The organism is Microbacterium meiriae (genome assembly GCF_025143875.1).
Classification (GTDB): Bacteria; Actinomycetota; Actinomycetes; order Actinomycetales; family Microbacteriaceae; genus Microbacterium; species Microbacterium meiriae.
Genome location: NZ_JAMBDU010000023.1, coordinates 25863 through 49410, shown reverse-complemented (window position 1 = coordinate 49410; position 23548 = coordinate 25863). Strand labels below are relative to the sequence as shown.

Below are 23548 nucleotides of genomic sequence, written 5' to 3'. Positions count from 1 at the left end.
CGCGTCGGGGTCCCCGTTCCGGGGACTCAGCGCACCTGCCGTGCGGTGAACTGCATCCGCGGGTTCGCGTAGAACTCCTGCGCCTCGACGAGCTGCAGCTCGCGCTCGCCCGAGTCGAGCGTGGCCTGCAGCAGGTCGTAGACGCTCGAGGCGGTGCGCTCCAGAGCGGTCTGCGCGCTGCCGGTCGCGACGTAGTGCGCGGTGAACAGCGCCGCCGTCACGTCGCCGGAGCCGTTCGCCTTCATCGGCAGGTGCGGGGTCTGCACGAGCCACGCGCCCGCGTCGTCCACGGCGAGCATCTCGATCGTGCCCTCTTCGCGGTCCGGCCGCTCGACGCTCGTGACGAGCACCGTGCGCGGCCCCATCGCCCGCGCGAGGTCGACCGACGCGAGGGTCGACTCGAGCGTGTCGGGCTCGGTCTCGGTGAGGAAGCCCAGCTCGAACTGGTTCGGCGTGATGATGTCGGCCACCGGCACCACGCGTTCGCGGAGCAGGATCGGGATGGCCGGAGCCACGAAGCAGCCGGACTTCGCGTTGCCCATGACCGGGTCGCACGCGTACAGCGCCGTGGGGTTCGCGGCCTTCACCCTGGCGACCGCGTCGATGATGACGTCGCCGATGCCCTCGCTGCCCTGGTAGCCGCTGAGCACGGCGTCGATGGAGCCGAACACGCCGCGCTCCTCGATGCCGGTGATGACCTCGCCCACATCGGCGGGGTCGATCAGCGGGCCGCGCCAGGCGCCATACCCGGTGTGGTTCGAGAAGGTGACGGTGTAGACCGGCAGCACCTCGACGCCGATGCGCTGGAGCGGGAAGACAGCCGCGGAATTGCCGACGTGACCGTATGCGACGGCGGACTGGATGGACAGGATCTTCATACCCGGTCCCTTTCATTCTGGGCGGGCCGGAGCCCGCGTCGGGTGGTCATCGTCCGGCGGCGACGAGGTCGGCGATGAGGGTCGCCGTGTCGTCCTCGGAGAGGTCGTGCACGGTCAGGCGGAGGTGGCGCGAAGGCTCGGCGCGCTCGTCCAGCGCGAAGTCGTCGCCGGTGCGCGCGAGCCAGCCCCGGCGCATGAGGTGGTCGGCGATGGCGCGCGCCGGCTTGGCGAAGCCGACCCACAGGCTCAGGCCGTCCGGGTCCGGGGCGTCGATCCCCTCCGCGCGCAGGCGTTCCGCGAAGGCGGCGTTCCGCGCGGCGTAGTGCCGACCTGCCTCCGCGATCTCATCGCGCACGGCGGGGTCGGTGAGCTGGGCGAGCGTGAGGCGCTGCAGCAGGTGGCTCACCCAGGTGGTGCCGGGGCTGAGCCGCATCGCCAGGCGCTCAGCGGTCTCGGGATCGGTCGCCGCGAGGGCCAGGCACATGTCAGGGCCCAGGAACTTCGACACCGAGCGCACCAGGGCGAACCGTCGGTGCTCCGGGCCGATCAGCGACTCGTAGGGGCGCTGCGAGAGCAGAGAGAAGTGGTCGTCCTCGATCACGAGCACGTACGGGTGATCGGCGAGCACGGCCCGCAGCGCCTTCGCCCGGGCGGGGGAGAGGCTGACGCCCGTCGGGTTCTGTGCCCGCGGGGTGCAGATGACGGCGCGGACACCCGCGTCCAGAGCGGCACGGAGGCCGTCGACCGTCATGCCCTCCTCGTCCACCGGCACCGTGACGGCCCGGTACCCGCCGAGCCGCACGGTATGGATGCTCGCGAGGAAGCAGGGGTCCTCGAGGGCCACCGCGTCGTCCCGCATCAGGGCCTGGGCGAGCAGCCGTTCGACGGCATCCACGGCCCCGCTGGTGACGGTGACGCGGAAGTCCTGCCCTGGAAGGTCGGCGCCCATCCACTCCCGTGCCCACGCTTCGAGACCGCGGTCGATCACCGGCTCGCCGTAGAGCACGGGGCGGCGGCCGATCGTGCCGAGCGCCTGCGACGGGTCGGGGATCCGAGAAGGGTCGGGGTTGCCCGTGCCGATGTCGCGGAGCACGGTGTCCGGCGCGTAGCCCTCCTGCGGCACGACGTCGACGCCGGCGAGCACGGTGCCCGCGCGCCCTCGCGAATGCACGAGTCCCGCCTGCGCGAGCTGGCGGTAGGCGGCGACCGCGGTGTTCCGGTTGACACCGAGTGTCGCCGCGAGCTCGCGCACCGGAGGAAGGACCTCGCCGGGGCGGAGCGTGCCGCGGTCCCGGAGGGCGCGCACGCTGTCCGCGATCTCGGCCGCGGTGGTTCCCCTGATCTGCTCGCTCATGATCCTCCTCCGAGATTCTAGGTGGAGCGGACAGTGCTACCTTTGATCTAGAGCAAAAACCATTTCGGATCATCCGACAGGAGACCCCCATGACCGAGCAGCCCACCACCGGATCCGCACGCGTGAAGCGCGGTCTCGCCGAGATGCTCAAGGGCGGCGTCATCATGGACGTCGTCACCGCCGAGCAGGCGAAGATCGCCGAGGACGCCGGCGCCGTCGCCGTGATGGCACTGGAGCGGGTCCCCGCGGACATCCGCGCGCAGGGCGGCGTCTCGCGGATGAGCGACCCGGACATGATCGACAGCATCATCGACGCGGTGTCCATCCCCGTCATGGCGAAGGCGCGGATCGGGCACTTCGTCGAGGCGCAGGTGCTGCAGGAGCTCGGCGTCGACTACATCGACGAGTCCGAGGTGCTCTCGCCCGCCGACTACGTGAACCACATCGACAAGTTCGGCTTCACCGTGCCGTTCGTCTGTGGGGCCACGAACCTGGGGGAGGCGCTGCGCCGCATCAACGAGGGCGCGGCGATGATCCGCTCCAAGGGCGAGGCCGGCACGGGTGACGTGTCCGAGGCGATGAAGCACATCCGGAAGATCCGGGGAGAGATCGCCGCGCTGACCGCGCTGCCGAAGGACGAACTGTTCGTGGCGGCGAAGGAGTTGCAGGCGCCCTATGAGCTCGTCGCGGAGATCGCCGAGACCGGGAGGCTCCCCGTGGTGCTGTTCGTTGCCGGTGGGGTCGCGACCCCGGCCGACGCGGCGATGATGATGCAGCTCGGCGCCGACGGCGTGTTCGTCGGCTCCGGCATCTTCAAGTCCGGCAATCCCGCCGAGCGGGCGAAGGCTATCGTCAAGGCCACCACGTTCTTCGACGACCCGAAGGTGATCGCCGAGGTGTCCCGCGGGTTGGGCGAGGCGATGGTCGGCATCAATGTGAGCGACCTGCCCGCGCCGCACCGCCTCGCCGAGCGTGGCTGGTAGTCCGCGCGTCGGCGTCCTCGCGCTCCAGGGGGACGTGCGGGAGCATGCCGTGCTCCTCGAGGCCCTCGGCGCCGACGTCGCTCTGGTCCGTCGGCCCGAGGAACTCGCCCGGGTCGACGGCCTCGTGATCCCTGGCGGCGAATCGACCGTGATCGACAAGCTGGCGCGGCTGTTCGGGCTGCAGCAGCCGATCCGTGACGCGATCGCCGGCGGGATGCCGGTGCTCGGCACCTGCGCGGGGCTGATCCTGCTGGCCGATGAGGTCATCGACGCGATCGACGGGCAGCAGAGCTTCGGCGGACTCGATGCGGTCGTGCGGCGCAACGCGTTCGGGCGGCAGGCCGAGTCGTTCGAGGCGGAGCTGACGGTGCCCGCGTTCCACGAGCCGGTGACCGCAGCCTTCATCCGCGGACCTGTCGTGGAGGCGGTGGGGCCGCGGGCCTCGGTGCTCGCGACGCTGCCGGACGGCCGTGTGGTCGCCGTGGAGCAGGACGGGCTGCTCGGCCTGAGCTTCCACCCGGAGATCTCGAACGAGACGCGGTTCCACCGGCGCTTCCTGGATCGGATCTCCCGCCGTTGACTTCGCGACTGCGAGTTCAGGCCTGCGCGGGAGAACAGGCGCCTCCGCGCGCAGATGCCTGAACTCGCGCGAACGCCTGTGCCAGCGGAACCGGAGCGGTGCCGCGGCACGTTTCGATAGACTGGACGACGCCCTGGGCGGCGTTCCGGGGCGCAGACGACGAGCGGAGACTTATGTCCGGGCATTCCAAGTGGGCCACGACCAAGCACAAGAAGGCCGTCATCGACGCGCGCCGTGCGAAGTCCTGGGCCAAGCTCATCAAGAACATCGAGGTCGCGGCCAAGCTGGGCGGCGCCGATCTGCAGGGCAACCCGACGCTCTTCGACGCGGTGCTCAAGGCGAAGAAGACCTCCGTCCCCAAGGACAACATCGACCGCGCCATCAAGCGCGGTGCCGGCATCGGCGGCGAGGCCGTCGAGTACACCTCGATCATGTACGAGGGCTACGGGCCCAACGGCGTCGCGCTCATGATCGAGTGTCTGACCGACAACAAGAACCGCGCCGCGGCCGAGGTGCGCACGGCACTCAGCCGCAACGGCGGCACCCTCGCCGACCCGGGCAGTGTCGCGTACAACTTCAGCCGCAAGGGCGTCATCGTCGTCGGTTCCGAGGGCACCACCGAGGATGACGTCATGATGGCGGCGCTGGAGGCCGGCGCCGAGGAGATCGAGCCGCACGCCGAGGGCTTCGAGGTCATCACCGAGGCGAGCGACCTGGTGGCCGTCCGCTCGGCCCTGCAGGACGCCGGGATCGACTACGAGTCGGCGGACGTCGAGTTCGTGCCGAACCTCAAGGTCGAGATCGACGCCGAGACCGCCCGCAAGGTGTTCCGCCTCATCGATGCGCTCGAGGACAGCGAGGACGTGCAGAACGTCTTCAGCAACTTCGATCTGTCCGCCGAAGTCCAGGCGGAGCTCGAGAACGACGACGCCTAGGCGCGGCGCGAGTCGACGACGGCGCACGCGGCCTAGCCTGATCGGGTGACCACTTCGCTGCGCGTGCTCGGCATCGACCCCGGACTCACCCGGTGCGGTGTCGGGATCGTCGATGTCGACCGTGCCCGCCGCGGCACGCTGGTCCACGTGGGGGTGATCCGCTCCGCCCCGGATGCGGAGATCGGCGACCGCCTCGCCGTCGTCGCGGCGGGCATCCGCGCCGCGATCGCCGAGCACCGACCCGATGCGGTCGCGGTCGAGAGGGTGTTCGCGCAGCAGAACACGCATACGGTCATGGGCACCGCGCAGGCGAGCGGTGTCGCGCTCCTGATCGCCGCAGAGGCGGGCCTGCCGGCGGCGACCCACACGCCGAGCGAGGTCAAGGCCGCCGTCACCGGGTACGGCTCCGCCGACAAGCGTCAGGTCCAGGCGATGATCGCGCGGATCCTGCGGTTGGATGCCCCTCCGCAGCCGGCCGACGCCGCCGATGCCCTGGCGATCGCCCTCTGTCACGCCTGGCGCCGCGGCGCCCCGGTGTCGAGCCGCGCGGGCGGCGGCCTGACCCCCGCGCAGCGCGCATGGGCCGACGCGGAGCGTGTCGCTCGAACATATCTACGAGCCGGCTCCTAGACTGAGAGGATGATCTCCTCTCTGCACGGCACCGTGCTGCACACGACGCCGGACCAGGTCATCATCGACGTCGGCGGCGTGGGCTTCGCGGTCGCGGTCCCGGCCGATGTCGCCCACACCGCGACGGTGGGGGAGAAGCTCCTGCTGCACACGAGCCTCATCGTGCGGGAGGACTCGCTGTCCCTGTTCGGGTTCGCCGACCGCGGAGAGCTGGAGATCTTCAGCCTGCTGCTCAGCGTCACCGGGGTCGGTCCGAAGTCGGCGCTCGGCGTGCTGTCGCACCTCACCGCCGACCAGATCGCCGAGGCGGTGACCGCGGAGGACGACGCTCCGTTCCGTCGGGTCTCCGGCATCGGCCCGAAGACGGCCAAGCTCATCGTCGTGCAGCTCGCCGGCAAGGTGCAGCCCGTGGCTGCGCCGTCGGCTCCTGCGGCGGCCGGAGGCGGGGACATCGTCACCCAGGTGACGGTGGCGCTCGTCGGGCTCGGCTGGTCGGAGAAGGTCGCAGCCGAGGCGGCGACCCAGACGGCGACGGATGCGACGGACACCGAGCGCGCGTCGGTCGCCCTCCTCCTGCGGCGTACGCTCGCGCTGCTCGGACCCGCGCAGGCAGGCCAGGGCCGTGGCTGACGCCCTCGATCCGACCGAGCCGACGGACGAGTCCGAACTCGCCATCGAGGGCGCCCTCCGCCCCTCGAGCCTCGACGAGTTCGTGGGGCAGCAGAAGGTGCGGGGACAGCTGCAGCTCCTCCTGGAGGCGGCCCGCATCCAATCGCGCCCTGCGGACCACATCCTGCTCGCCGGCCCTCCCGGACTCGGCAAGACGACGCTGGCGATGATCGTGGCGCACGAGAGCGAGCGTCCGCTGCGCATGTCCAGCGGGCCTGCGATCCAGCACGCCGGGGATCTGGCGGCGCTGCTGTCGAGCCTCGTGCCCGGCGAGGTCCTCTTCATCGACGAGATCCATCGCATGGCCCGGTCGGCGGAGGAGATGCTGTACCTCGCCATGGAGGACTACCGGATCGACATCATGGTCGGGAAGGGCGCGGGGGCGACCAGCATCCCGCTGGAGCTGTCTCCGTTCACCCTGGTCGGTGCCACCACGCGTTCCGGGCTGCTGCCCAATCCGCTGCGGGACCGGTTCGGTTTCACCGGGCACCTCGAGTTCTACGATGAGGGGGAGCTGGAGCGGGTGATCGGCCGTTCCGCTGCGGTGCTCGGCGTCGACCTCCCGACGGACTCGCTCTCCGAGATCGCGCGACGCTCCCGCGGGACCCCGCGCATCGCGAACCGGCTGCTGCGCCGCGTGCGCGACTATGCGCTCGTGCACGGTGGCGGCGAGGCGACGCTCAGCGGCGTGCGGGCGGCCCTCGACCTCTACGACGTGGACGCGATCGGACTGGACCGTCTGGACCGCGCGGTGCTGGAGGCCCTGGTGCGTCGGTTCCGCGGCGGACCGGTCGGCCTGAGCACGCTCGCGGTGGCGGTGGGAGAGGAGCCGGAGACGGTCGAGAGCGTGGTCGAGCCCTATCTCGTCCGGATCGGCTTCCTGGGCAGGACGCCCCGAGGGCGGGTCGCGACGCCGGAGGCCTACGACCACCTCGGTGTGGCGCACCCGGACGGGATGCTGAAGTTGGATGACCTATAATCGCTGAAGACTTCCCCGATACCGCTGTGCGCCCAAAGGCTGGTGCGTGCACCTGAGAAAGGCGCCATCCCCATGCCCATGGAATTTGTCCTCTTCGGACTCCTCGCCGTCCTGCTGATCTTCATGATCTTCAACACGCGCAAGCGCACCCGGCAGATGAAGGCCGAGCAGGAGGAGAAGGCGACCAAGACGGTGCCCGGCGCCAAGGTCCTGCTGCAGGGCGGCATCTACGGCACCATCGTCGCGTACGACGCCGAAGACCTCGATTCCCCGGCCCTCGTGGAGATCGCGCCCGGCACCGTCATCGAGGTGCACAGCCAGGCCATCCTCCGTGTCGTGGAGCCCAAGGACGCCATCGTCGACGTGCCTCTCGCCGGCGCGGACGACCACATCGTCGACGAGACCGCCGCTCCCGCGCTGGAGACGCCGGAGGAGACCCGCGCCCGCCTCGAGCGGGACGCCGACGACAAGTAGCACGCGGGCCGTCACGGCCTCCCGGATCACCGTCCTTCCAGAAAGCTGAACACACGTGGCTTCATCCTCTCCCGTCCGCCACGCCTGGCGGGTCCTCCTCGGCCTGCTCCTCGTGACGGGCGTGCTCTTCGGCATCAACGCGCTGGGTGTGTACGTCTTCAAGCAGAGCTCGTGGACACCCGAGCTCGCGCTCGATCTGCAGGGCGGCACCCAGATCGTCCTGAGCGCCGAGACCGAGGACGGAGCCGCGCCGACGCAGGAGCAGCTCGATCAGGCCGCGGCGATCATCCGTCAGCGTGTCGACGCCTCCGGCGTCGCCGAGGCCGACATCACCACCGAGGGCGGGCGCAACATCGTCGTCCAGATCCCCGGCGAGGCTGACGAGCAGACGCGGCAGCGCATCCAGTCCAGCGCTCAGCTCGAGTTCCGTCCGGTGCTCTACACCACGGCGGCGAGCACCGAGTTCGTCGGCGAGGACGGCAACTCCACGCCGTACCCGAGCCCGGACCCGTCGCTGAATGCGGAGCCCACGGCGGAGCCCACGGACGCCAGCGACCTCTCGTGGGTCACCGACAAGCTCGCGGCGGAGTTCCAGGCGTACGACTGCGCCAACCCCGCCAACGACCCGTCGAAGGCCCCGAAGGACGAGCCGGTGATCGCCTGCTCGCCCGATGACACGGCCAAGTTCATCCTGGGCCCGGCTGAGCTGGACGGCCGCGCGATCACCGACGCCACCGCGGGACGCGACCCGCGCTCCGGTGCCTGGATCGTGCAGCTCACCATGAACGGCGAGGGCGCGGACGCCTTCGGCCAGGTCAGCACCCGCCTCAACCAGAACCGCATCGACGGACTGTCGCCGCGCGACCAGTTCGCATTCGTGCTCGACGGCGAGGTCATCAGCGCACCGCGCATGAACGGCGTCATCCTCGACGGCCGTCCCAGCATCTCGGGCAGCTTCACGCAGGAGAGCGCGACGACCCTGGCCGACCAGCTCAAGTTCGGAGCCCTTCCGCTCAGCTTCGAGGTGCAGAGCTCGGACACGATCTCCGCGACCCTCGGCACCCAGCAGCTCCAGATCGGTTTGATCGCGGGCCTCATCGGTCTCGCGCTCGTGGCGGTGTACTCGCTGCTGTCCTACCGCGCACTCGGGACGGTGATCATCGCGTCGATCGCGGTGATGGCGGTGCTCACGTACATCGTCATCTGCATCCTGGCGTGGCGGATCGGCTTCCGGCTGTCGCTCGCCGGCGTCGCCGGCCTGATCGTGTCGATCGGCTTCACCGCGGACTCCTTCATCGTCTACTTCGAGCGCATCCGAGACGAACTGCGCGACGGCAAGTCCATCACCGGTGCCGTCGAGGACGGCTGGGGTCGGGCGAAGCGGACGATCTACATCTCCAAGTCCATCAACGTCCTGGCCGCCGTGGTGCTGTACATCCTCGCCGACTCGACGGTCAAGGGCTTCGCGTTCACCCTCGGCCTCACGACGGTCATCGACGTGCTGATCTTCGTCATCTTCACCCACCCGGTCATGCAGCTGCTCGCTCGTACGCGGTTCTTCGGCGGCGGGCACAAGCTCTCCGGCCTCGACCCCGAGGCCCTGGGTGCCGTGTACCGGAGCCGCTCGCAGTACCGCGAGGTCGCCACGGCGTCCGCGGGGCGCGGGGCGAAGAACGCGCGCTCGCGCGGAGAGGCGGACCGCCGGCAGACCATCGCCGAGCGCAAGCGGGCGGAGGCCCTCGCCGCCGAGAGACAGACCACGGCCGGAAGAGAGGGAGACAACTGATGCCTTCCATGAATGAGTTCGGCAACAACCTCTACACGGGCAAGACCTCCTTCCCGTTCGTCGGCCGCCGCCGCCTCTGGTTCATCATCGCGATCGCTCTGGTCGTCGGCTCGGCCCTCGTGCCGCTGTTCCGCCCGATCCAGTTCTCGATCGAGTTCACCGGCGGCTCGCAGTTCACGGTCGCCGCGCCCGACACCACGGATCAGGACACCGCGACCGAAGCGGTGCAGTCGGTGGTTCCCGGCGCCGCCACCAAGGTCGTCATCGTCAACGACCAGGACGTCCGGGTGCAGACCGATCAGATGACGGAGGCGGAGACACAGCAGGTGGCGGGCGCCCTCGCCGACGCCTACGGCGTCGAGCCCAATGCGGTCGCCTCCTCGTTCATCGGCCCGGCCTGGGGCGAGAGCGTCACCCGGCAGTCGCTGTGGGGCCTGGCGATCTTCCTCGCGCTGACCTTCCTCATCCTCGCCATCTACTTCCGCACCTGGAAGATGTCGGCGGCGGCGATCATCGGTCTGCTCGACGTGCTCGTGATCACGGTCGGCGTGTACGCCCTCGCCGGGTTCGAGATCTCGCCGGCGGCCGTCATCGGCTTCCTGACGATCCTCGCGTACTCCCTGTACGACACCACTGTCGTGTTCGACAAGATCAGGGAGAACACCACGGAGGACGGGGAGAAGACGTCGCGGCTGTTCGGGGAGTCGGTCAACCTCGCGGTGAACCAGACCCTCATCCGGTCGATCAACACCTCCGTGGTGGCGGCGCTGCCGGTCGGTGCGATCCTCTTCATCGGCGCCTTCTGGCTCGGTGCCGAGACGCTGACCGACATCTCGCTGTCGATCTTCGTGGGCATCCTCGTGGCGACGTACTCGACGCTCTTCGTGGCCGCGCCGCTGTACTCGCTGTTCCGCGAGAACGAGCCGCAGATCAAGGAGCGCGACGCCCGCATCCGTGCCGCACGGACCAAAGCGGCTGTCGACGCCTGACGCCCCCGCCGCGGGGCCGACCCCCGCTCAGCGCGCGTAGGATTGTCTGATTCGGAGGTGAGTGGATGGCGGAGCCGCAGACGGCATCGCAGGGTTCGAGTCTGCGACGGCTGGTGCCCCGCATCTTCTCGCGCGCGTCCCGGATCAACGATCTCGACAATCTGATCCGCACCGTCAGGGCCAACCACCCGAAGGGCGACTTCGCTGTCATCTCCCGCGCCTATGCCGTGGCGAAGGAGAAGCACGAGGGTCAGAAGCGGCAGAGCGGTGAGCCGTACATCACGCACCCGCTCGCCGTCGCGCAGATCCTCGCGGAGCTCGGTCTCGGACCGCGCGCGATCGCCGCCGCCCTGCTGCACGACACCGTCGAGGACACCGGTTACGCGCTCACCGATCTGACCGCCGAGTTCGGCGACGAGGTCGCGATGCTCGTCGACGGCGTCACCAAGCTCGACAAGGTCAAGTACGGCGAGAGCGCGCAGGCCGAGACCGTCCGCAAGATGATCGTCGCGATGTCGAAGGACATCCGGGTCCTGCTCATCAAGCTCGCCGACCGGCTTCACAACGCCCGCACCTGGGGCTTCGTCCCGCCGGAGAAGGCGGCGAAGAAGGCCAAGGAGACGCTGGAGATCTACGCGCCGCTGGCCAATCGCCTCGGCATCCAGGCGATCAAGTCGGAGCTCGAAGACCTGTCCTTCGCGGTCCTCCACCCGAAGATCTACAACGAGATCCACAGCCTCATCGCCCAGCGCACCCCGCAGCGCGAGAAGTACCTGAGCCAGGTCATCGAGGAGATCGACGAAGACCTCCGCGACCTGCGCATCCGCGGCAAGGTCGTCGGCCGGCCCAAGCAACTGTACTCGGTGTATCAGAAGATGGTCATCCGCGGTCGCGAGTTCGACGACATCTACGATCTGATCGGGATCCGCGTCCTCGTCTCGTCCGTGCGCGACTGCTACGCGGTGCTCGGGGCGATCCATGCTCGCTGGACGCCGCTGCCCGGCCGGTTCAAGGACTACATCGCCACCCCGAAGTTCAACCTCTACCAATCGCTGCACACGACCGTGATCGGCCCGGCCGGTCGCACGGTCGAGATCCAGATCCGCACGCACGAGATGCACCACCAGGCGGAGTACGGCGTCGCCGCGCACTGGATGTACAAGGAGCGGATGAACGGCGGAGGCAAGGCCGAGGTCCGCGCCTCCGACACCGACATGGCGTGGCTCGCGCACATCTCCGACTGGCAGGCCGAGACGGCAGACCCCGGGGAGTTCCTCGACTCCCTGCGGTTCGAGATCGGCGCCAAGGAGGTCTACGTCTTCACGCCGAAGGGGCGCGTGATCGGTCTCCCGGCCGGCGCCACCCCGGTCGACTTCGCCTATGCCGTGCACACCGAGATCGGGCACCGCACCATGGGCGCCAAGGTCAACGGACGCCTGGTGCCGCTGGAGTCGGAGCTGAAGAGCGGCGACGTCGTCGAGGTCTTCACCTCCAAGAACCCCGACGCGGGGCCGAGCCAGGACTGGCTCGGGTTCGTCAAGAGCACCCGTGCCAGGAACAAGATCCGCGGCTGGTTCACCAAGGAGCGCCGCGAAGAGGCCATCGAGCAGGGCAAGGAGGCGATCGCCCGCGCGATGCGCCGGCAGAACCTCCCGCTGCAGCGTCTGATGAGCCAGGACTCGTTCACCGAGGTCGCTCACCAGATGCACTACGAGGACGTCTCGGGTCTCTACGCCGCTGTCGGCGAGGGCCACGTCTCGACCCAGTCGGTGCTGGAGAAGGTCACCGCGCTCGTCGCCACCGACGAGCCGACCACCGGGGCGATCGACCTTCCGGGAAGCGTCCAGACGCGAGAGTCGCGGGGCGGCGACTCCGGCGTGCTGGTGCGCGGTGCGAACGACATCCTCGTCAAGCTCGCGAAGTGCTGCACTCCGGTGCCCGGTGATCCCATCGTCGGCTTCGTCACCCGAGGGAGCGGTGTCTCCGTGCACCGGGCGGACTGCGTGAACGTGAAGGCTCTCAGCGGCGAGCAGGACCGCTTCGTCGAGGTCTCCTGGGCGCCGACGAAGAAGAGCGTGTTCCGTGTGCAGATCCAGGTGGAGGCCCTGGACCGCTCCGGCCTCCTCTCGGACGTCACGCGGGTGCTCAGCGAGCATCACGTGAACATCCTGTCGGCGACCGTGTCGACGACGGATGAGCGCCTGGCACTCAGTCGGTTCGTGTTCGAGATGGGTGACGCCGTGCACCTGGACCGCGTCCTGAACGCGGTGCGCCGGATCGACGCCGTCTACGACGTCTACCGCGTCACCTCCTCCTGACGAGCCGCTCCAACGCCGCGACACCACTGACGCTGCCGGGCACTCGGTGCCGGGCCCGGAGGTCGGCGATGGCGCCGTCGAGCGCGGTCGGGTCGACCTGGGCGAGGGCCTGCATCCACGGGAGCACACGGGGATCGCGGTGCAGCGCCGTGGCGAGGTCGCCCATCGTGCGCACCGGCGACGTCACGAAGATCCCGCCGAGGCGGGCCAGGTCCGCCGCGGGGACCAAGGTGTCGTGGAACGACACTCTGGTCTGCACCCGCGGGCGCACCCGGCGCTCCACGCAGCGTCGCACGTGGTGGATCGACGGCGGGGCATCGCGGGCGCCGTGGATCCAGGCGGCACTGGGCCCGCAGGCCGCTGCGCCCTCCTGGACGAGCGCGGCGATGCTCTGCGCCCGCACATCGGGGGACTCCGGCAGATCAGCCGGGATGTAGGCGTCACCGACCTCGACGACATGGCCGTCGAGCCGGGCGGCACTGAGCTCGCCCACGCTCAGGCGCGCGCCGGGCAGATACAGCAGAGCGGGGTGCATGCCGCCAGTGTGGCGTGATGCACCCCGCTCATGCGGAGATCAGTGAACCTGTGGAGAGCTCAGCCGCCGAGGGCGTTGAGCCAGGCGCGACGGGCCTCGAGGGCGTCCGCTGCCTCCTTGGCGGCCTTGCTGTCCCCGGCCTTCTCGGCGGCGGCCAGTTCGGCCTCGAGCTTCTCGATGGCCTCGTGGAGCTGCGAGCTCATGTCGTTCGCCCGCGCCTTGGTCTCGGGGTTGTTCTTCTTCCAGTCGACGTCCTCGCGCGCCTTGAGTGCCTGCTCGATGACGCGGAGCTTGTCGTCGAGTGCGCGCTCCTTGTCGCGCGGGAAGATGCGTCCGACCTCGTCCCACTCGCGCTGGATACGCGTGAGCAGGGCGCGGGCGCGCTTGATGTTCGGCTCGTCGGCGACCGCCTTCGCCTGCTCGAGCAGCGCCTGCCGGGCCTCGATCTTCGGAGCCGAGTCGGCCTCCTCCGCAGCGGCCTGCTCGGCACGGGCGGCGTAGAGCGCGTCTCCGGCGGCCTTGAACCGTGCCCACAGGGCGTCGTCGGCCTTGCGTCCGGCGCGACCGGCCGTCTTCCACTCGTCCAGGAGGGAGCGGTAGGCGGGGATGCCGTCGACCCCGCGCGGGGCCAGGGCCTCGGCGCGCTCGACCAGTCGGGACTTCGCGTCGCGCGCCGCCTTGTGCGCATCGTCGAGCTCGGAGTAGAACGCCCGGCGGTGCTTGTCGACGACGGCCCTGGCATCGCGGAACCGCTTCCAGAGCTGCTGCGAGACGCCCTTCGACAGGCGCGGACCGTTCTGCTGCTGCGCCTGCCAGGACTCGAACAGCTCGTTGAGCTCGGCGGTCACCTGCTTCCACTGGACCTTGCTCAGGTCGCGGGCGGCGATGGCTTCGGCACGCTCGACGAGGGCGGTGCGCTCGGCGACGGCCTGCTCGACGAGCTCCTTCGCCTGCTGCGCCTCCTGAGCGGTGGCCTCGGACAGCGACGCGGTCAGTGCGGTGAGGCGGTCGCGGAGTCCGGCGAGGTCGCCGACGGCCGCGGCATCCGTAGCCTCGTCGATGAGGTGGGCGGCCTGCTTGGACAGGTCGCTCGCCGAGGCGCCGCCGGCCTGGTGACGCTGCTCGAGGGCGACGACCTTGAAGGCGATGTCGTCGTACTTGCGGACGAAGTAGGCCAGGGCCTCGTCGGGAGTGCCGTCCGGGTACTGACCGACGACGCGCCAGGACTCGCCCTCGCGCACCTCGACAGTGCCGTCTTCGGAGACCCGGCCCCATTCGCCGGCGGAGGAGACCGGGGTCGGCTTCGCCGCGGCCGGCGCGACGGCGGCCGGTGTCGGCGCCTTTCGCGGCAGCGGCACGGCGGGCGGGGTGGGAACGGGCGGGGTCGGCTTCGCGGGCTCGTTGGCAGACACGGTGATTCTCCTTGCGCGGTCACGCCGCGGGAGGCGGAAAGGACGAGGCTCAGCCTAGTACGCCCTCTTCGATCCGCGAGACCCCGTCTTCCCGCCGAGACCCCGTGCTTCGTGCGCGAACGAGGCGGGGTCTCGACGGCGACCCGGGGTCTCGACAAAGTGGGACGTTACCGTTTCGTGAGCAGAACGTTCGACGCAGGAAACACTCCGCGTCATCTCCGGGTAACACGGCGCTCCTATCGTCGCGACCACGACAGTCCCCAGGTCGACAGGAGTTCCATGGACGACAACGCAGCGCGCACAGCGGAGATCGTCGTCGTGGGGGCGGGCGTTGCGGCGCACCGCTTCGTCGCGCGGATGCTGGAGGATCCGGAGCGGGACGTGCGGATCACGGTGTTCGGAGACGAGGGGCGGCTGCCTTATGACCGCTCCGGGCTGGCGCGGGTGGTCGCGGGCGACGCGGTATCGGGCATCGATCTCGACCGGGCGCCGTTCCGCGACGATCGGGTGCGGTTGATCGACGACGACCGGGTGCTGCGTATCGACAGGGCGGGACGCCGCGTGCGGACCCGTTCGCGCCGCTGGTACGACTACGACGCGCTCGTCCTGGCGACCGGGACCCACGCCCGCCCGCTCGAGGTGCCAGGCATCCGCGCTCGTGGGGCCTTCACCTTCCGCGCGATGGAAGACGCACAGACCCTGCGCGCGTTCCTGGCCATCCGCAGGACGGAGCTGCCACGTGCCCTCCGAGCGGTGGTGCTCGGCGGAGACGAGTCCGGGGTCGACGTTGCGCTCGCTCTGGACGAGGCCGGAGTGCAGACGACCCTCGTCGCCACCGCGGATCGGCTGCTTCCCTCCGTGCTGTCGGCGCCCGCCGCGGCGGCGCTGCGGCGGGTCGTGGAGGCACGCGGGATCACCGTGCGGACCCGGACGCGGCTGACGCGCGTCGATCCCGACGAGGCCGGTGCCGTCACCGCGGTCGAGTTCCAGGACGGGACGTTCGTCCGGGCGGACCTCGTCGTGACGACCGGTGCACGGGCCAGAGACGAACTCGCGCGCAACGCCGGTCTCCCGGTGCGCCAGGGCGGAGGCGTGATCGTGGATGCCGCCGGACAGACAGAGGACGAGCGGATCCTCGCCATCGGGGACGTCGCGGTGGGAGTCGGCCAGCTCGAGCGGGGCGTCGAAGCCGCATGCTCCTCCGCGGACCGTGCGGTCGCCGCCCTGTGCGGCGCTCCGCTCACGGACCGAGGACCGCGGCGCTGGTACGGACGGCCCGGTGGCATCGACCTCGCCGTCCTGCGGATCGACGACGTCCGTGGGTCGGCCTTCGCCGTCCCGCTGTCCGCCCTCGACGGACGCCGTTTCGGAGAGATCCTGCTCTCCGCAGATGCGCGTCAGGTGTACGGAGCGACGACGATCGGCGAACAGGGTCAGGCATGGCTGGCGCGGTTCTCGCGCGATGACACCGATCGGCGCGCGGAGGTTCGCGTGCTTCTGGCTTCGGCAGCGTCCGACGACCGCGCGGACGAATGCGGCCACGGTCTCCTGACGCTCCCGCTGGACGCGCTGAGTGTCGAGCTGGATCGCCGGGGGATCCGGACGTTCGCCGATGCCCTGGCCGCAGCGGGGGAGAGCCGTGACTGCGGGCCCTGCCTCCGCCGTCTGGCGGTTGCGCTGCTGCAGCGTGACCCCGCCCCTGCCGACACCCCCGACCGCCGACCGGGCGTCCGCCTCCGTGGTTCGGCCGCCGCTTCCGTCGTCGACGTCGAGGTCGAGGTCGGGAGGGAGATCGACGCTGCGCTCCTCCTCGTGATCGGCCGCCTGGCCCAGCGTCACGACGCCACGATCGGTCTCGGCGAGGCGACGATCACCGTCGGGGGGATCCGGCGCGGCGACCTCCCGCGAGTGCTGGCGGGCCTCCGGGCCGCAGGCGCGGTGATCCGGACCTCGGAGCCGGAAGCCGGCGGGCGCCACCCGATGACGCCGCTGGTCGGACCCGCGGACGGGGGAACCCGCCGGCGTCGAGACCTGGACCGCAGCGGCACAGGGACGGCGGCGGGAGTGCGGTCCGCAGAGGGGGCGAGATGAGCGCGCCGACCCGCGTGGCCCCGGCACTCGTGGGTTCCCGCATCGCGGTCGCCGAGGTGGCACGGCCGGTGCGGCCCGAGCCCGTCGACGCCGACGCGCTCCTGCACGCCCTCACCGGCAGCGGGTCGGAGGTCGTGCGGATCGTGTCACTGCGGGACGATCAGGCGATCCCCGCCGGCACGAAGCGAACGGCGCACCGCATCGCGACCGGCCAGGTCGACGCTGTGCTGTTCCCCGCCGCCGAAGGCGTGCCAGGCCTCCTGGCGATCTTCGAGCGCCTCGGCATGCTCGATGTGGTGCGTGCTCGCGCGCGGGCTTCGCGGTTGCTCCTGGCGACCGCCGACCCCACAGCGACGGCTCAGCTGGCGGAGCTCGGACTGGCCGCGTCCACAGCGTGCGGGCCGACGGCGGAAGACCTCGCCCGCACGGTCATCGATCACTTCGCCCGCGCGGGGCGCGAACGGCGGACGGACGTCGGCGACGTGGCGGTACGCAGCGGGGGCATTCTCATCGACGGCGTGTTCGTCCCGCTCTCCCGCGGAGCCGTGAGCGTCATGGAAGCGCTGTTCGTGGCCGACGGGCGGGTGCTCAGCCGGACGGAGATCGGGCAGGTGCTCCCGGGCGGGCGGCGGAGTCCTCGAGCCGTCGAGGTCGCTGTGGCGCGGCTCCGCGAGGCCCTCGGCGACGTCGACCTCGTGCAGACCGTGGTCAAGCGCGGCTATCGACTCGCGGTGCTCGACGACTGATCGTGCCGGATCGGTTCACTCCGAGGGAGTGGCGGGCGCGGTCGGAGCCTCCGTCGGGGTATCGGTCGGCGCCGGGGACGGTTCGATCGAGGAGGTGGGCGAGGGCGACGGCGTCGGTTCCGGAGCGGTCACCTGCGCATGCACGACCTGGCTGACGATCGCGCCCACGACGATGAGGGCGCCGACGGTGATCGCGATGGCGTTGTCCCGGGTCCGTCGGCGGATCTGGTCCTGGTGCCAGCGGGTGCGAGCGGTGTGCAGCCGAGCGCGCTCCGCCTCGGTGCGTGTCTGCGCCTTCTTGGAACCGCGTGCGGCCATGCCCTGCTTCTCCCGTCCGACGCCGGTCCACGACGTCGCCTGAGAGCCTACCGGGGCGCCGGCCTCGCCTCGTGTCCCCGGCCGCCGTTAGCCTGGAGGAATGTCCTCTCCCTCCGCCCTGCTCTCCGGGCAGACACCGCTCGCCGTGCGCATGCGTCCGGTGTCGCTGGACGAGGTCGCGGGACAGCGCCACCTGCTGCGGGCCGGGTCGCCCATCGTCGCCCTCGCCGATCCGGAGGCCAGCTCGCCCGGTGCGGTGTCTATCATCCTCTGGGGCCCGCCCGGCACCGGGAAGACCACGCTCGCCCAGGCCATCGCCCGGTCCTCCGGCCGCCGGTTCGTCGAGCTCTCGGCCATCACCGCCGGCGTGAAGGACGTGCGGGAGGTCATGCAGGAGGCGATCACGCAGCGCGACCTCTACGGGCAGACGACGATCCTCTTCCTCGACGAGATCCACCGCTTCACCAAGGCCCAGCAGGACGCCCTGCTGCCCGGCGTGGAGAACGGCTGGGTCATCCTCATCGCCGCCACCACGGAGAACCCCTCGTTCTCGGTGATCTCGCCTCTGCTGTCCCGGTCGCTGCTGCTCACCCTGCAGCCGCTCACCGATGACGACATCGGCGTGCTCGTGGATCGGGCGGTGTCGGACGCCCGCGGACTCGGAGGCGCGGTCGCGCTCACCGACGAGGCGCGGTCGGCCCTCATCCGCCTCGCGTCGGGGGACGCCCGTCGCGCCCTCACGGGGCTGGAGGCCGCCGCCGCGGTGGCGCTCTCGCACGCGGCGACGGCCGACGACGACAGCGAGGACCAGGAGTCGACCGTCCCCGAGGTCACCGCCGACGATGTGGCGCAGGCCGTCGACAAGGCTCTGCTCCGCTACGACCGGCAGGGCGACGAGCACTATGACGTCATCAGCGCCTTCATCAAGTCGATCCGAGGCTCCGACCCGGACGCCGCGCTGCACTACCTCGCCCGCATGATCGAGGCGGGGGAGGACCCGCGGTTCATCGCCCGGCGGCTCGTCATCTCCGCGTCCGAGGACGTCGGGCTCGCCGACCCCCAGGCGCTCGGCATCGCCGTGGCCGCCGCCGACGCCGTGGCCTTCATCGGGATGCCGGAGGGACGCATCCCGCTCGCGGAGGCCACCGTGTACCTGGCCACGACCGCGAAGTCGAACGCGGCGTATGTCGGCATCGACGCGGCCATCGCCGACATCCGGGCCGGAGGGTTCGGGCGCGTGCCGCTGCACCTCCGCGACGCCCACTACCCGGGCGCCAAGCGCCTGGGCCACGGCCGCGGCTATCGCTACGCGCACGACAGCGAGTTCGGGATCGTGCCGCAGCAGTACCTGCCGGACGAGCTCGACGGACGCCACTACTACGAGCCGAAGAACCTGGGCGCGGAGCGCGACATCAGTGCACGGCTGGAGCGCATCCGCCGGATCCTCGGCGACCGGTGATCCGCGGGCCTCGGGTGTCTGCCGTCGTCTGTTAGAATTGAGCGGCTCGAAACCGTGTTTTCGGGCATCTCCTCGTTCACACCCCACCTCGACGGCACCCCGGCGTGCGCCCCGAGGAAGAACGCGGTGATACGTCCGTCGGACGTGAAATCCACGTCCACGTCATCGGAAGGATAACTTCGTGGTCACGAAGTCCCAGGACCGCCGCAAGGTGCGTCTCAGCCGCGCCCTCGGCGTGGCACTCACCCCCAAGGCCGCCCGCTACCTCGAGAAGCGTCCCTACGCTCCGGGCGAGCACGGCCGCACCAAGCGCAAGGCCGACAGCGACTACGCCGTCCGTCTGCGTGAGAAGCAGCGTTTGCGCGAGCAGTACGGCATCCGCGAGAAGCAGCTGCGTATCGCGTTCAACGAGGCCCGTCGCCAGGACGGTCTGACCGGTGAGAACCTCGTCGAGCTCCTCGAGATGCGTCTCGACGCGCTCGTGGTCCGTTCGGGCTTCGCCCGCACCACGGCACAGGCTCGTCAGCTCGTCGTGCACCGTCACATCCTCGTCGACGGCCAGCTCGTCGACCGCCCGTCGTTCCGCGTGAAGCCGGGTCAGCTCATCCACGTCAAGCCCAAGAGCGAGGGCCTCGAGCCCTTCCAGGTGGCAGCCGCCGGCGGTCACGCCGAGGTCCTGCCCGCCGTTCCGGGTTACCTCGAGGTCGAGCTCGACAAGCTCCAGGCCCGCCTGGTCCGTCGTCCGAAGCGCGCCGAGGTCCCCGTGACCTGTGAAGTGCAGCTCGTCGTCGAGTACTACGCGGCTCGCTGATCCAGCGGAAGAGCATCAGGCAGGAGGCGTCGGGGTTCCCGACGCCTCCTGTCGTTTCCGCCTACGATGGAGAGACCGCGCCTTCGCGGCTCTAGGGCAAGGATGACGACATGAAGAACGTGCTGTGGTTCCTGATCGGCGTGATCGGCGGCTTCGTCGCGGCTCACTTCATGAACAAGGACCCGCGGGGCCACGACATCCTGGCCGACGTCGACGCCCGCCTCAACGGCCTCGCAGCGATCCTCAGCGACGCATATCGCGCGCAGGAGGCTCGGCTGACCGAGCCGGGCGAGAACTGACCCCCCGCATCTGCGCCTCGGCGCGCCCCCTCACGCAAGGACATCCGGCACTCCTATGAAAACTGCGGAAATCGCGCAGCGCTACCTCTCCTACTTCGAGAAGAACGACCACCTCATCGTCCCCTCGGCATCCCTGGTCAGCGACGACCCCTCGCTGCTCTTCACGGTCGCCGGCATGGTCCCGATGATCCCGTACCTCACGGGCGTGGTCCCGGCGCCGCACCCGCGCATCGCCGACCTGCAGAAGTGCATCCGGACCAACGACATCGAGGAGGTCGGGCGCACCGCGCGTCACGGCACGTTCTTCCAGATGCTCGGCAACTGGTCGTTCGGCGACTACTTCAAGGAAGGCGCGATCCGCTACGCCTGGGAGCTGCTCACGAGCTCGGAGGCGGACGGCGGCCTCGGCTTCGACGAGAAGGATCTCTGGGTCACCGTCTACGAGACCGACGACGAGGCCGAGGCGATCTGGCGCGACATCATCGGGCTCAAGCCGGAGCGCATCCAGCGCCTCGGTCGCGCGGACAACTACTGGAACACCGGCCAGCCCGGTCCCGGCGGACCTGACTCCGAGATCTTCTTCGACCGTGGCCCGGCCTACGGGAAGGACGGCGGCCCCGCTGCCGACGACTCGCGGTTCCTGGAGATCTGGAACCTCGTGTTCATGCAGGACTTCATCGAGAACATCCGCGGCAAGACCGAGTTCGACATCGTCGGCGAGCTGCCGATGAAGAACATCGACACCGGCATGGGGCTGGAGCGCGTCGCCTTCCTCAAGCAGGGCGTCGAGAACATGTACGAGACCGACCAGGTGCGGCCGGTGCTCGACCGCGCCGTCGAGCTCTCGGGCCGTCGCTACGGCGCCGTGCACGAGGACGACGTCCGTTTCCGCGTGATCGCGGACCACGTGCGCTCCTCGCTCATGCTGCTCTCCGACGGCGTCCGTCCGTCGAACGAGGGCCGCGGCTACATCCTGCGACGCCTCATGCGCCGCACCGTGCGGGCCATGCGCCTCCTCGGTGTCGACGATCCCGCGTTCCCCGAGCTGTTCGCCGCCTCACGCGACGCGATGAAGTCGGCGTACCCGGAGCTGGAGCGCGACTGGTCCGTGCTCTCCTCGGCGGCCTTCGCCGAAGAGGAGACCTTCCGGCGCACCCTGGCGCAGGGATCGACCATCCTCGACCTTGCGCTCGACGAGACGAAGAAGGGCGGCGGGAAGACCCTCAGCGGTTCCGAGGCGTTCCTGCTGCACGACACCTACGGCTTCCCGATCGACCTCACCCTGGAGGTCGCCGAAGAGGCCGGGCTGGACGTGGACCGTGCCGCGTTCGACTCCCTCATGCAGGAGCAGCGTCAGCGCGCGAAGGACGACGCCCGCAACCGCAAGCGCCAGCTCGCGGACGTCTCGGTCTACCGTGACCTGCGCGCGCTGGGCGAGACGGGCTTCGACGGCTACACGGCCCTCGAGGTGGAGTCCCGCGTGCTCGGCCTGCTGGTCGACGGTGCGCCGGTGCGCAGCGCCGCCGAGGGCCAGATCGCCGAGGTCGTGCTCGCCGAGACGACGCTGTACGCCGAGTCCGGCGGCCAGGTCGCGGACAAGGGCACCATCGTGGGCCCCGGCTACGAGCTCGAGGTGCTCGACGTGCAGCGGCCGGTCCCCGGGCTGATCAGCCACACGGTGGAGGTCTCCCGCGGCACGGTCGCGGTCGATGACATCGCGACGACGATTGTCGACGCCGCCAACCGGCGCGCCGCCCGTCAGGCGCACTCCGCCACCCACCTCGTGCATGCCGCCCTCCGCGACACGCTCGGCCCGACCGCCACGCAGTCGGGCTCGCTCAACCGCGCCGGCTACATGCGGTTCGACTTCGCCTGGTCGCAGGCACTGTCGACGGACACCCGCACGGAGATCGAGGAGATCACGAACCGCGCCGTGCAGGACGCCCTTGAGGTGACCACCCGCATCGTGACGCTCGACGAGGCCAAGGAAGCGGGCGCCATGGCGCTCTTCGGCGAGAAGTACGGCGACGTCGTGCGGATGGTCGACATCGGCGGCCCGTGGTCGCGCGAGCTCTGCGCCGGCACGCACGTGTCGACCAGTGCCGAGATCGGTCTGGTCAGCGTGGTGGGGGAGTCGTCGGTCGGCGCCTCCAACCGCCGGATCGAGGCTCTCGTCGGCGCGGATGCGTTCCGGGAGCTCGCGGCAGAGCGCGCTCTCGTCTCGCAGCTCACCGCCTCTCTGAAGACCCCGCGCGAGCAGCTCCCGGAGCGGATCGCCGATCTCGCCGCGAGCCTCAAGGCCGCGGAGAAGCGCATCGCGCAGTTCGAGGCGAAGGAGCGAGCGGGACGCATCCCCGCCATCGCCGAGGCCGCGACGCGCGTCGGGGACTTCCGCGTGGCGGCACAGTCGCTGGGTGATGTCGCGTCGGCGGACGATGTCCGCGAGCTCGTCAACGGCGTGCGCGACCGGCTCGGCTCCGACCGCGCAGTCGTCGCGCTCGGGGCGGTCGTCAACGGTCGCCCTGTCATCGTCGTCGCCACGAACGAGGCCGCGCGCGGTGCCGGGGCGAAGGCGGGTGCGCTCGCGAAGCGCGCCGCCGGTGTGCTCGGCGGAGGCGGCGGTGGCCGGGACGACGTCGCCCAGGGCGGCGGTACCGACGCAGCGGCGCTGCCCGCCGCGCTCGAGGCCGTCTCCCAGGAGCTGCGGGGCGCGTGAGCGGTTATCGCCGCGGGGTCCGGCTCGGCATCGACGTCGGCCGGGCCCGCGTGGGCGTGGCCCGGTCCGATCCGGACGGCATGCTGGCCGTCCCCGTCGAGACCGTGCCGCGCGACGAGCACTCGCTGACGCGCATCGCGGAGCTGGCTGCGGAGTACGAGCCGCTGGAGATCGTGGTCGGACTTCCGGTGAACATGCAGGGCGCGGACACGCCGTCGACGGTCGATGCGCGGGAGTTCGCGGCCGCACTCCAGGGGCGCAGTGGCGTGCCGGTCCGCCTCGTGGACGAGCGTCTGAGCACCGTCTCCGCGCATGCCGCGTTGCGGAGTTCTGGGCGATCACAGAAGAACTCTCGTAGCATTGTGGATCAGGTCGCCGCCGTGGTGCTGCTGCAGCAGGCGATCGACACGGAGAAGAGCACCGGAAACCCGGCCGGTGCCCCGGTCCCCGTTGACGAGGAGCCCGCCTGAACATGTCCGAACGCGAGAGCCGTGCGCCCGAGCACGAGCAGAGCACCCGGTTGGGGGATCTGTTCGAGAACCTCCCCGCTCCGTCCCCGCAGGTCCCGACCGCCGCGGATGACACA

At 70.4% G+C, this 23548-nt stretch carries 22 protein-coding genes; 17 read left to right on the top strand and 5 right to left on the bottom strand.

Features of this window, described 5'->3' with window-relative positions; all coding sequences use genetic code 11:
• Positions 1-26 precede the first annotated feature (26 nt).
• Positions 27-878 carry a pyridoxal kinase PdxY gene (gene pdxY / locus M4D53_RS13600; RefSeq protein WP_187661531.1) on the bottom strand — a complete coding sequence of 284 codons (852 nt, stop codon included), beginning with the start codon at positions 876-878 and terminating at the stop codon, positions 27-29.
• A 46-nt stretch (positions 879-924) separates the two neighbouring features.
• Positions 925-2232, bottom strand: a complete 1308-nt coding sequence (locus tag M4D53_RS13595; protein WP_259954521.1) for an aminotransferase class I/II-fold pyridoxal phosphate-dependent enzyme — start codon at positions 2230-2232, stop codon at positions 925-927.
• 89 nt (positions 2233-2321) lie between these two features.
• Between M4D53_RS13595 and pdxS the strand changes: the two genes are divergently transcribed.
• The 10 genes from pdxS to M4D53_RS13545 all read left to right on the top strand — a co-directional run bounded on the left by pdxS (position 2322) and on the right by M4D53_RS13545 (position 12575).
• A complete protein-coding gene (gene pdxS / locus M4D53_RS13590; RefSeq protein ID WP_259954520.1) occupies positions 2322-3215 on the top strand; it encodes a pyridoxal 5'-phosphate synthase lyase subunit PdxS in 894 nt (297 codons plus the stop codon).
• A complete protein-coding gene (pdxT, locus tag M4D53_RS13585) occupies positions 3205-3795 on the top strand; it encodes a pyridoxal 5'-phosphate synthase glutaminase subunit PdxT (protein WP_259954519.1) in 591 nt (196 codons plus the stop codon). Before pdxS ends, pdxT begins: the two co-directional genes overlap by 11 nt.
• Positions 3796-3968: 173 nt before the next feature.
• Positions 3969-4730 (top strand): YebC/PmpR family DNA-binding transcriptional regulator, encoded by a 762-nt coding sequence (locus M4D53_RS13580; RefSeq protein ID WP_187661527.1) that lies wholly within the window; start codon positions 3969-3971, stop codon positions 4728-4730.
• 45 nt (positions 4731-4775) lie between these two features.
• The gene (gene ruvC / locus M4D53_RS13575; protein ID WP_187661526.1) at positions 4776-5360 is read left to right on the top strand and encodes a crossover junction endodeoxyribonuclease RuvC; all 585 of its coding nucleotides are present in this window, start codon (positions 4776-4778) and stop codon (positions 5358-5360) included.
• 9 nt (positions 5361-5369) lie between these two features.
• Positions 5370-5990, top strand: coding sequence for a Holliday junction branch migration protein RuvA (ruvA, locus tag M4D53_RS13570; protein WP_259954517.1), 621 nt, complete (start codon positions 5370-5372; stop codon positions 5988-5990).
• Complete coding sequence (gene ruvB, locus M4D53_RS13565) at positions 5983-7008, top strand: Holliday junction branch migration DNA helicase RuvB (protein WP_259954516.1); 1026 nt, start codon at positions 5983-5985, stop codon at positions 7006-7008. Before ruvA ends, ruvB begins: the two co-directional genes overlap by 8 nt.
• 72 nt (positions 7009-7080) lie before the next feature.
• On the top strand, positions 7081-7482 hold the full coding sequence (locus M4D53_RS13560; RefSeq protein ID WP_311198662.1) for a preprotein translocase subunit YajC: 402 nt from the start codon (positions 7081-7083) through the stop codon (positions 7480-7482).
• A gap of 55 nt (positions 7483-7537) precedes the next feature.
• The gene (secD, locus tag M4D53_RS13555; RefSeq protein WP_187661523.1) at positions 7538-9268 is read left to right on the top strand and encodes a protein translocase subunit SecD; all 1731 of its coding nucleotides are present in this window, start codon (positions 7538-7540) and stop codon (positions 9266-9268) included.
• Positions 9268-10257 carry a protein translocase subunit SecF gene (gene secF, locus M4D53_RS13550; protein WP_259954515.1) on the top strand — a complete coding sequence of 330 codons (990 nt, stop codon included), beginning with the start codon at positions 9268-9270 and terminating at the stop codon, positions 10255-10257. Before secD ends, secF begins: the two co-directional genes overlap by 1 nt.
• Before the next feature lie 65 nt (positions 10258-10322).
• Complete coding sequence (locus M4D53_RS13545; protein ID WP_187661521.1) at positions 10323-12575, top strand: RelA/SpoT family protein; 2253 nt, start codon at positions 10323-10325, stop codon at positions 12573-12575.
• Here M4D53_RS13545 and M4D53_RS13540 read toward each other — a convergent pair.
• Together M4D53_RS13540 and M4D53_RS13535 are read right to left on the bottom strand one after the other, a co-directional pair.
• Entirely contained in the window at positions 12562-13110 is a 549-nt protein-coding gene (locus M4D53_RS13540) for a type IV toxin-antitoxin system AbiEi family antitoxin (RefSeq protein ID WP_259954514.1), read from the bottom strand. The two genes, M4D53_RS13545 and M4D53_RS13540, sit on opposite strands and share 14 nt — an antisense overlap.
• 59 nt (positions 13111-13169) lie before the next feature.
• Positions 13170-14522 carry a DUF349 domain-containing protein gene (locus tag M4D53_RS13535; protein ID WP_259954513.1) on the bottom strand — a complete coding sequence of 451 codons (1353 nt, stop codon included), beginning with the start codon at positions 14520-14522 and terminating at the stop codon, positions 13170-13172.
• A 279-nt stretch (positions 14523-14801) separates the two neighbouring features.
• On the opposite strand from M4D53_RS13535, the gene M4D53_RS13530 reads away from it, so the two are divergent.
• Together M4D53_RS13530 and M4D53_RS13525 are read left to right on the top strand one after the other, a co-directional pair.
• Positions 14802-16613, top strand: coding sequence for an NAD(P)/FAD-dependent oxidoreductase (locus M4D53_RS13530; RefSeq protein WP_259954512.1), 1812 nt, complete (start codon positions 14802-14804; stop codon positions 16611-16613).
• Positions 16610-17359 (top strand): winged helix-turn-helix domain-containing protein, encoded by a 750-nt coding sequence (locus tag M4D53_RS13525; protein WP_259954510.1) that lies wholly within the window; start codon positions 16610-16612, stop codon positions 17357-17359. Before M4D53_RS13530 ends, M4D53_RS13525 begins: the two co-directional genes overlap by 4 nt.
• A 15-nt stretch (positions 17360-17374) precedes the next feature.
• Here M4D53_RS13525 and M4D53_RS13520 read toward each other — a convergent pair whose 3' ends face one another.
• A complete protein-coding gene (locus M4D53_RS13520; protein WP_187661516.1) occupies positions 17375-17677 on the bottom strand; it encodes a hypothetical protein in 303 nt (100 codons plus the stop codon).
• Positions 17678-17777: 100 nt separating this feature from the next.
• Between M4D53_RS13520 and M4D53_RS13515 the strand changes: the two genes are divergently transcribed.
• The 5 genes from M4D53_RS13515 (at position 17778) to ruvX (ending at position 23432) form a co-directional block, all read left to right on the top strand.
• Positions 17778-19136: a replication-associated recombination protein A gene (locus tag M4D53_RS13515; RefSeq protein ID WP_259954509.1), complete on the top strand. Its 1359-nt coding sequence runs from the start codon at positions 17778-17780 to the stop codon at positions 19134-19136.
• Between the two features lie 181 nt (positions 19137-19317).
• The gene (gene rpsD / locus M4D53_RS13510) at positions 19318-19947 is read left to right on the top strand and encodes a 30S ribosomal protein S4 (RefSeq protein ID WP_187661514.1); all 630 of its coding nucleotides are present in this window, start codon (positions 19318-19320) and stop codon (positions 19945-19947) included.
• 110 nt (positions 19948-20057) lie between these two features.
• On the top strand, positions 20058-20246 hold the full coding sequence (locus M4D53_RS13505; RefSeq protein ID WP_025103513.1) for a hypothetical protein: 189 nt from the start codon (positions 20058-20060) through the stop codon (positions 20244-20246).
• Positions 20247-20301: 55 nt separating this feature from the next.
• The gene (gene alaS, locus M4D53_RS13500; protein WP_259954507.1) at positions 20302-22962 is read left to right on the top strand and encodes an alanine--tRNA ligase; all 2661 of its coding nucleotides are present in this window, start codon (positions 20302-20304) and stop codon (positions 22960-22962) included.
• On the top strand, positions 22959-23432 hold the full coding sequence (gene ruvX / locus M4D53_RS13495; protein ID WP_187661512.1) for a Holliday junction resolvase RuvX: 474 nt from the start codon (positions 22959-22961) through the stop codon (positions 23430-23432). The genes alaS and ruvX overlap by 4 nt, the downstream gene beginning before the upstream one ends.
• Positions 23433-23548: the final 116 nt, after the last annotated feature.

Coding starts and splice junctions, on each gene's coding strand:
- M4D53_RS13595 (WP_259954521.1), bottom strand. CDS start 2,232: ATGAGCGAGCAGATCAGGGGAACCACCGCGGCCGAGATCGCGGACAGC.
- pdxS (WP_259954520.1), top strand. CDS start 2,322: ATGACCGAGCAGCCCACCACCGGATCCGCACGCGTGAAGCGCGGTCTC.
- M4D53_RS13520 (WP_187661516.1), bottom strand. CDS start 17,677: ATGGCCGCACGCGGTTCCAAGAAGGCGCAGACACGCACCGAGGCGGAG.
- M4D53_RS13580 (WP_187661527.1), top strand. CDS start 3,969: ATGTCCGGGCATTCCAAGTGGGCCACGACCAAGCACAAGAAGGCCGTC.
- M4D53_RS13560 (WP_311198662.1), top strand. CDS start 7,081: ATGCCCATGGAATTTGTCCTCTTCGGACTCCTCGCCGTCCTGCTGATC.
- M4D53_RS13515 (WP_259954509.1), top strand. CDS start 17,778: ATGTCCTCTCCCTCCGCCCTGCTCTCCGGGCAGACACCGCTCGCCGTG.
- pdxY (WP_187661531.1), bottom strand. CDS start 878: ATGAAGATCCTGTCCATCCAGTCCGCCGTCGCATACGGTCACGTCGGC.
- M4D53_RS13505 (WP_025103513.1), top strand. CDS start 20,058: ATGAAGAACGTGCTGTGGTTCCTGATCGGCGTGATCGGCGGCTTCGTC.
- M4D53_RS13545 (WP_187661521.1), top strand. CDS start 10,323: ATGGCGGAGCCGCAGACGGCATCGCAGGGTTCGAGTCTGCGACGGCTG.
- M4D53_RS13525 (WP_259954510.1), top strand. CDS start 16,610: ATGAGCGCGCCGACCCGCGTGGCCCCGGCACTCGTGGGTTCCCGCATC.
- M4D53_RS13540 (WP_259954514.1), bottom strand. CDS start 13,110: ATGCACCCCGCTCTGCTGTATCTGCCCGGCGCGCGCCTGAGCGTGGGC.
- M4D53_RS13530 (WP_259954512.1), top strand. CDS start 14,802: ATGGACGACAACGCAGCGCGCACAGCGGAGATCGTCGTCGTGGGGGCG.
- ruvA (WP_259954517.1), top strand. CDS start 5,370: ATGATCTCCTCTCTGCACGGCACCGTGCTGCACACGACGCCGGACCAG.
- secF (WP_259954515.1), top strand. CDS start 9,268: ATGCCTTCCATGAATGAGTTCGGCAACAACCTCTACACGGGCAAGACC.
- alaS (WP_259954507.1), top strand. CDS start 20,302: ATGAAAACTGCGGAAATCGCGCAGCGCTACCTCTCCTACTTCGAGAAG.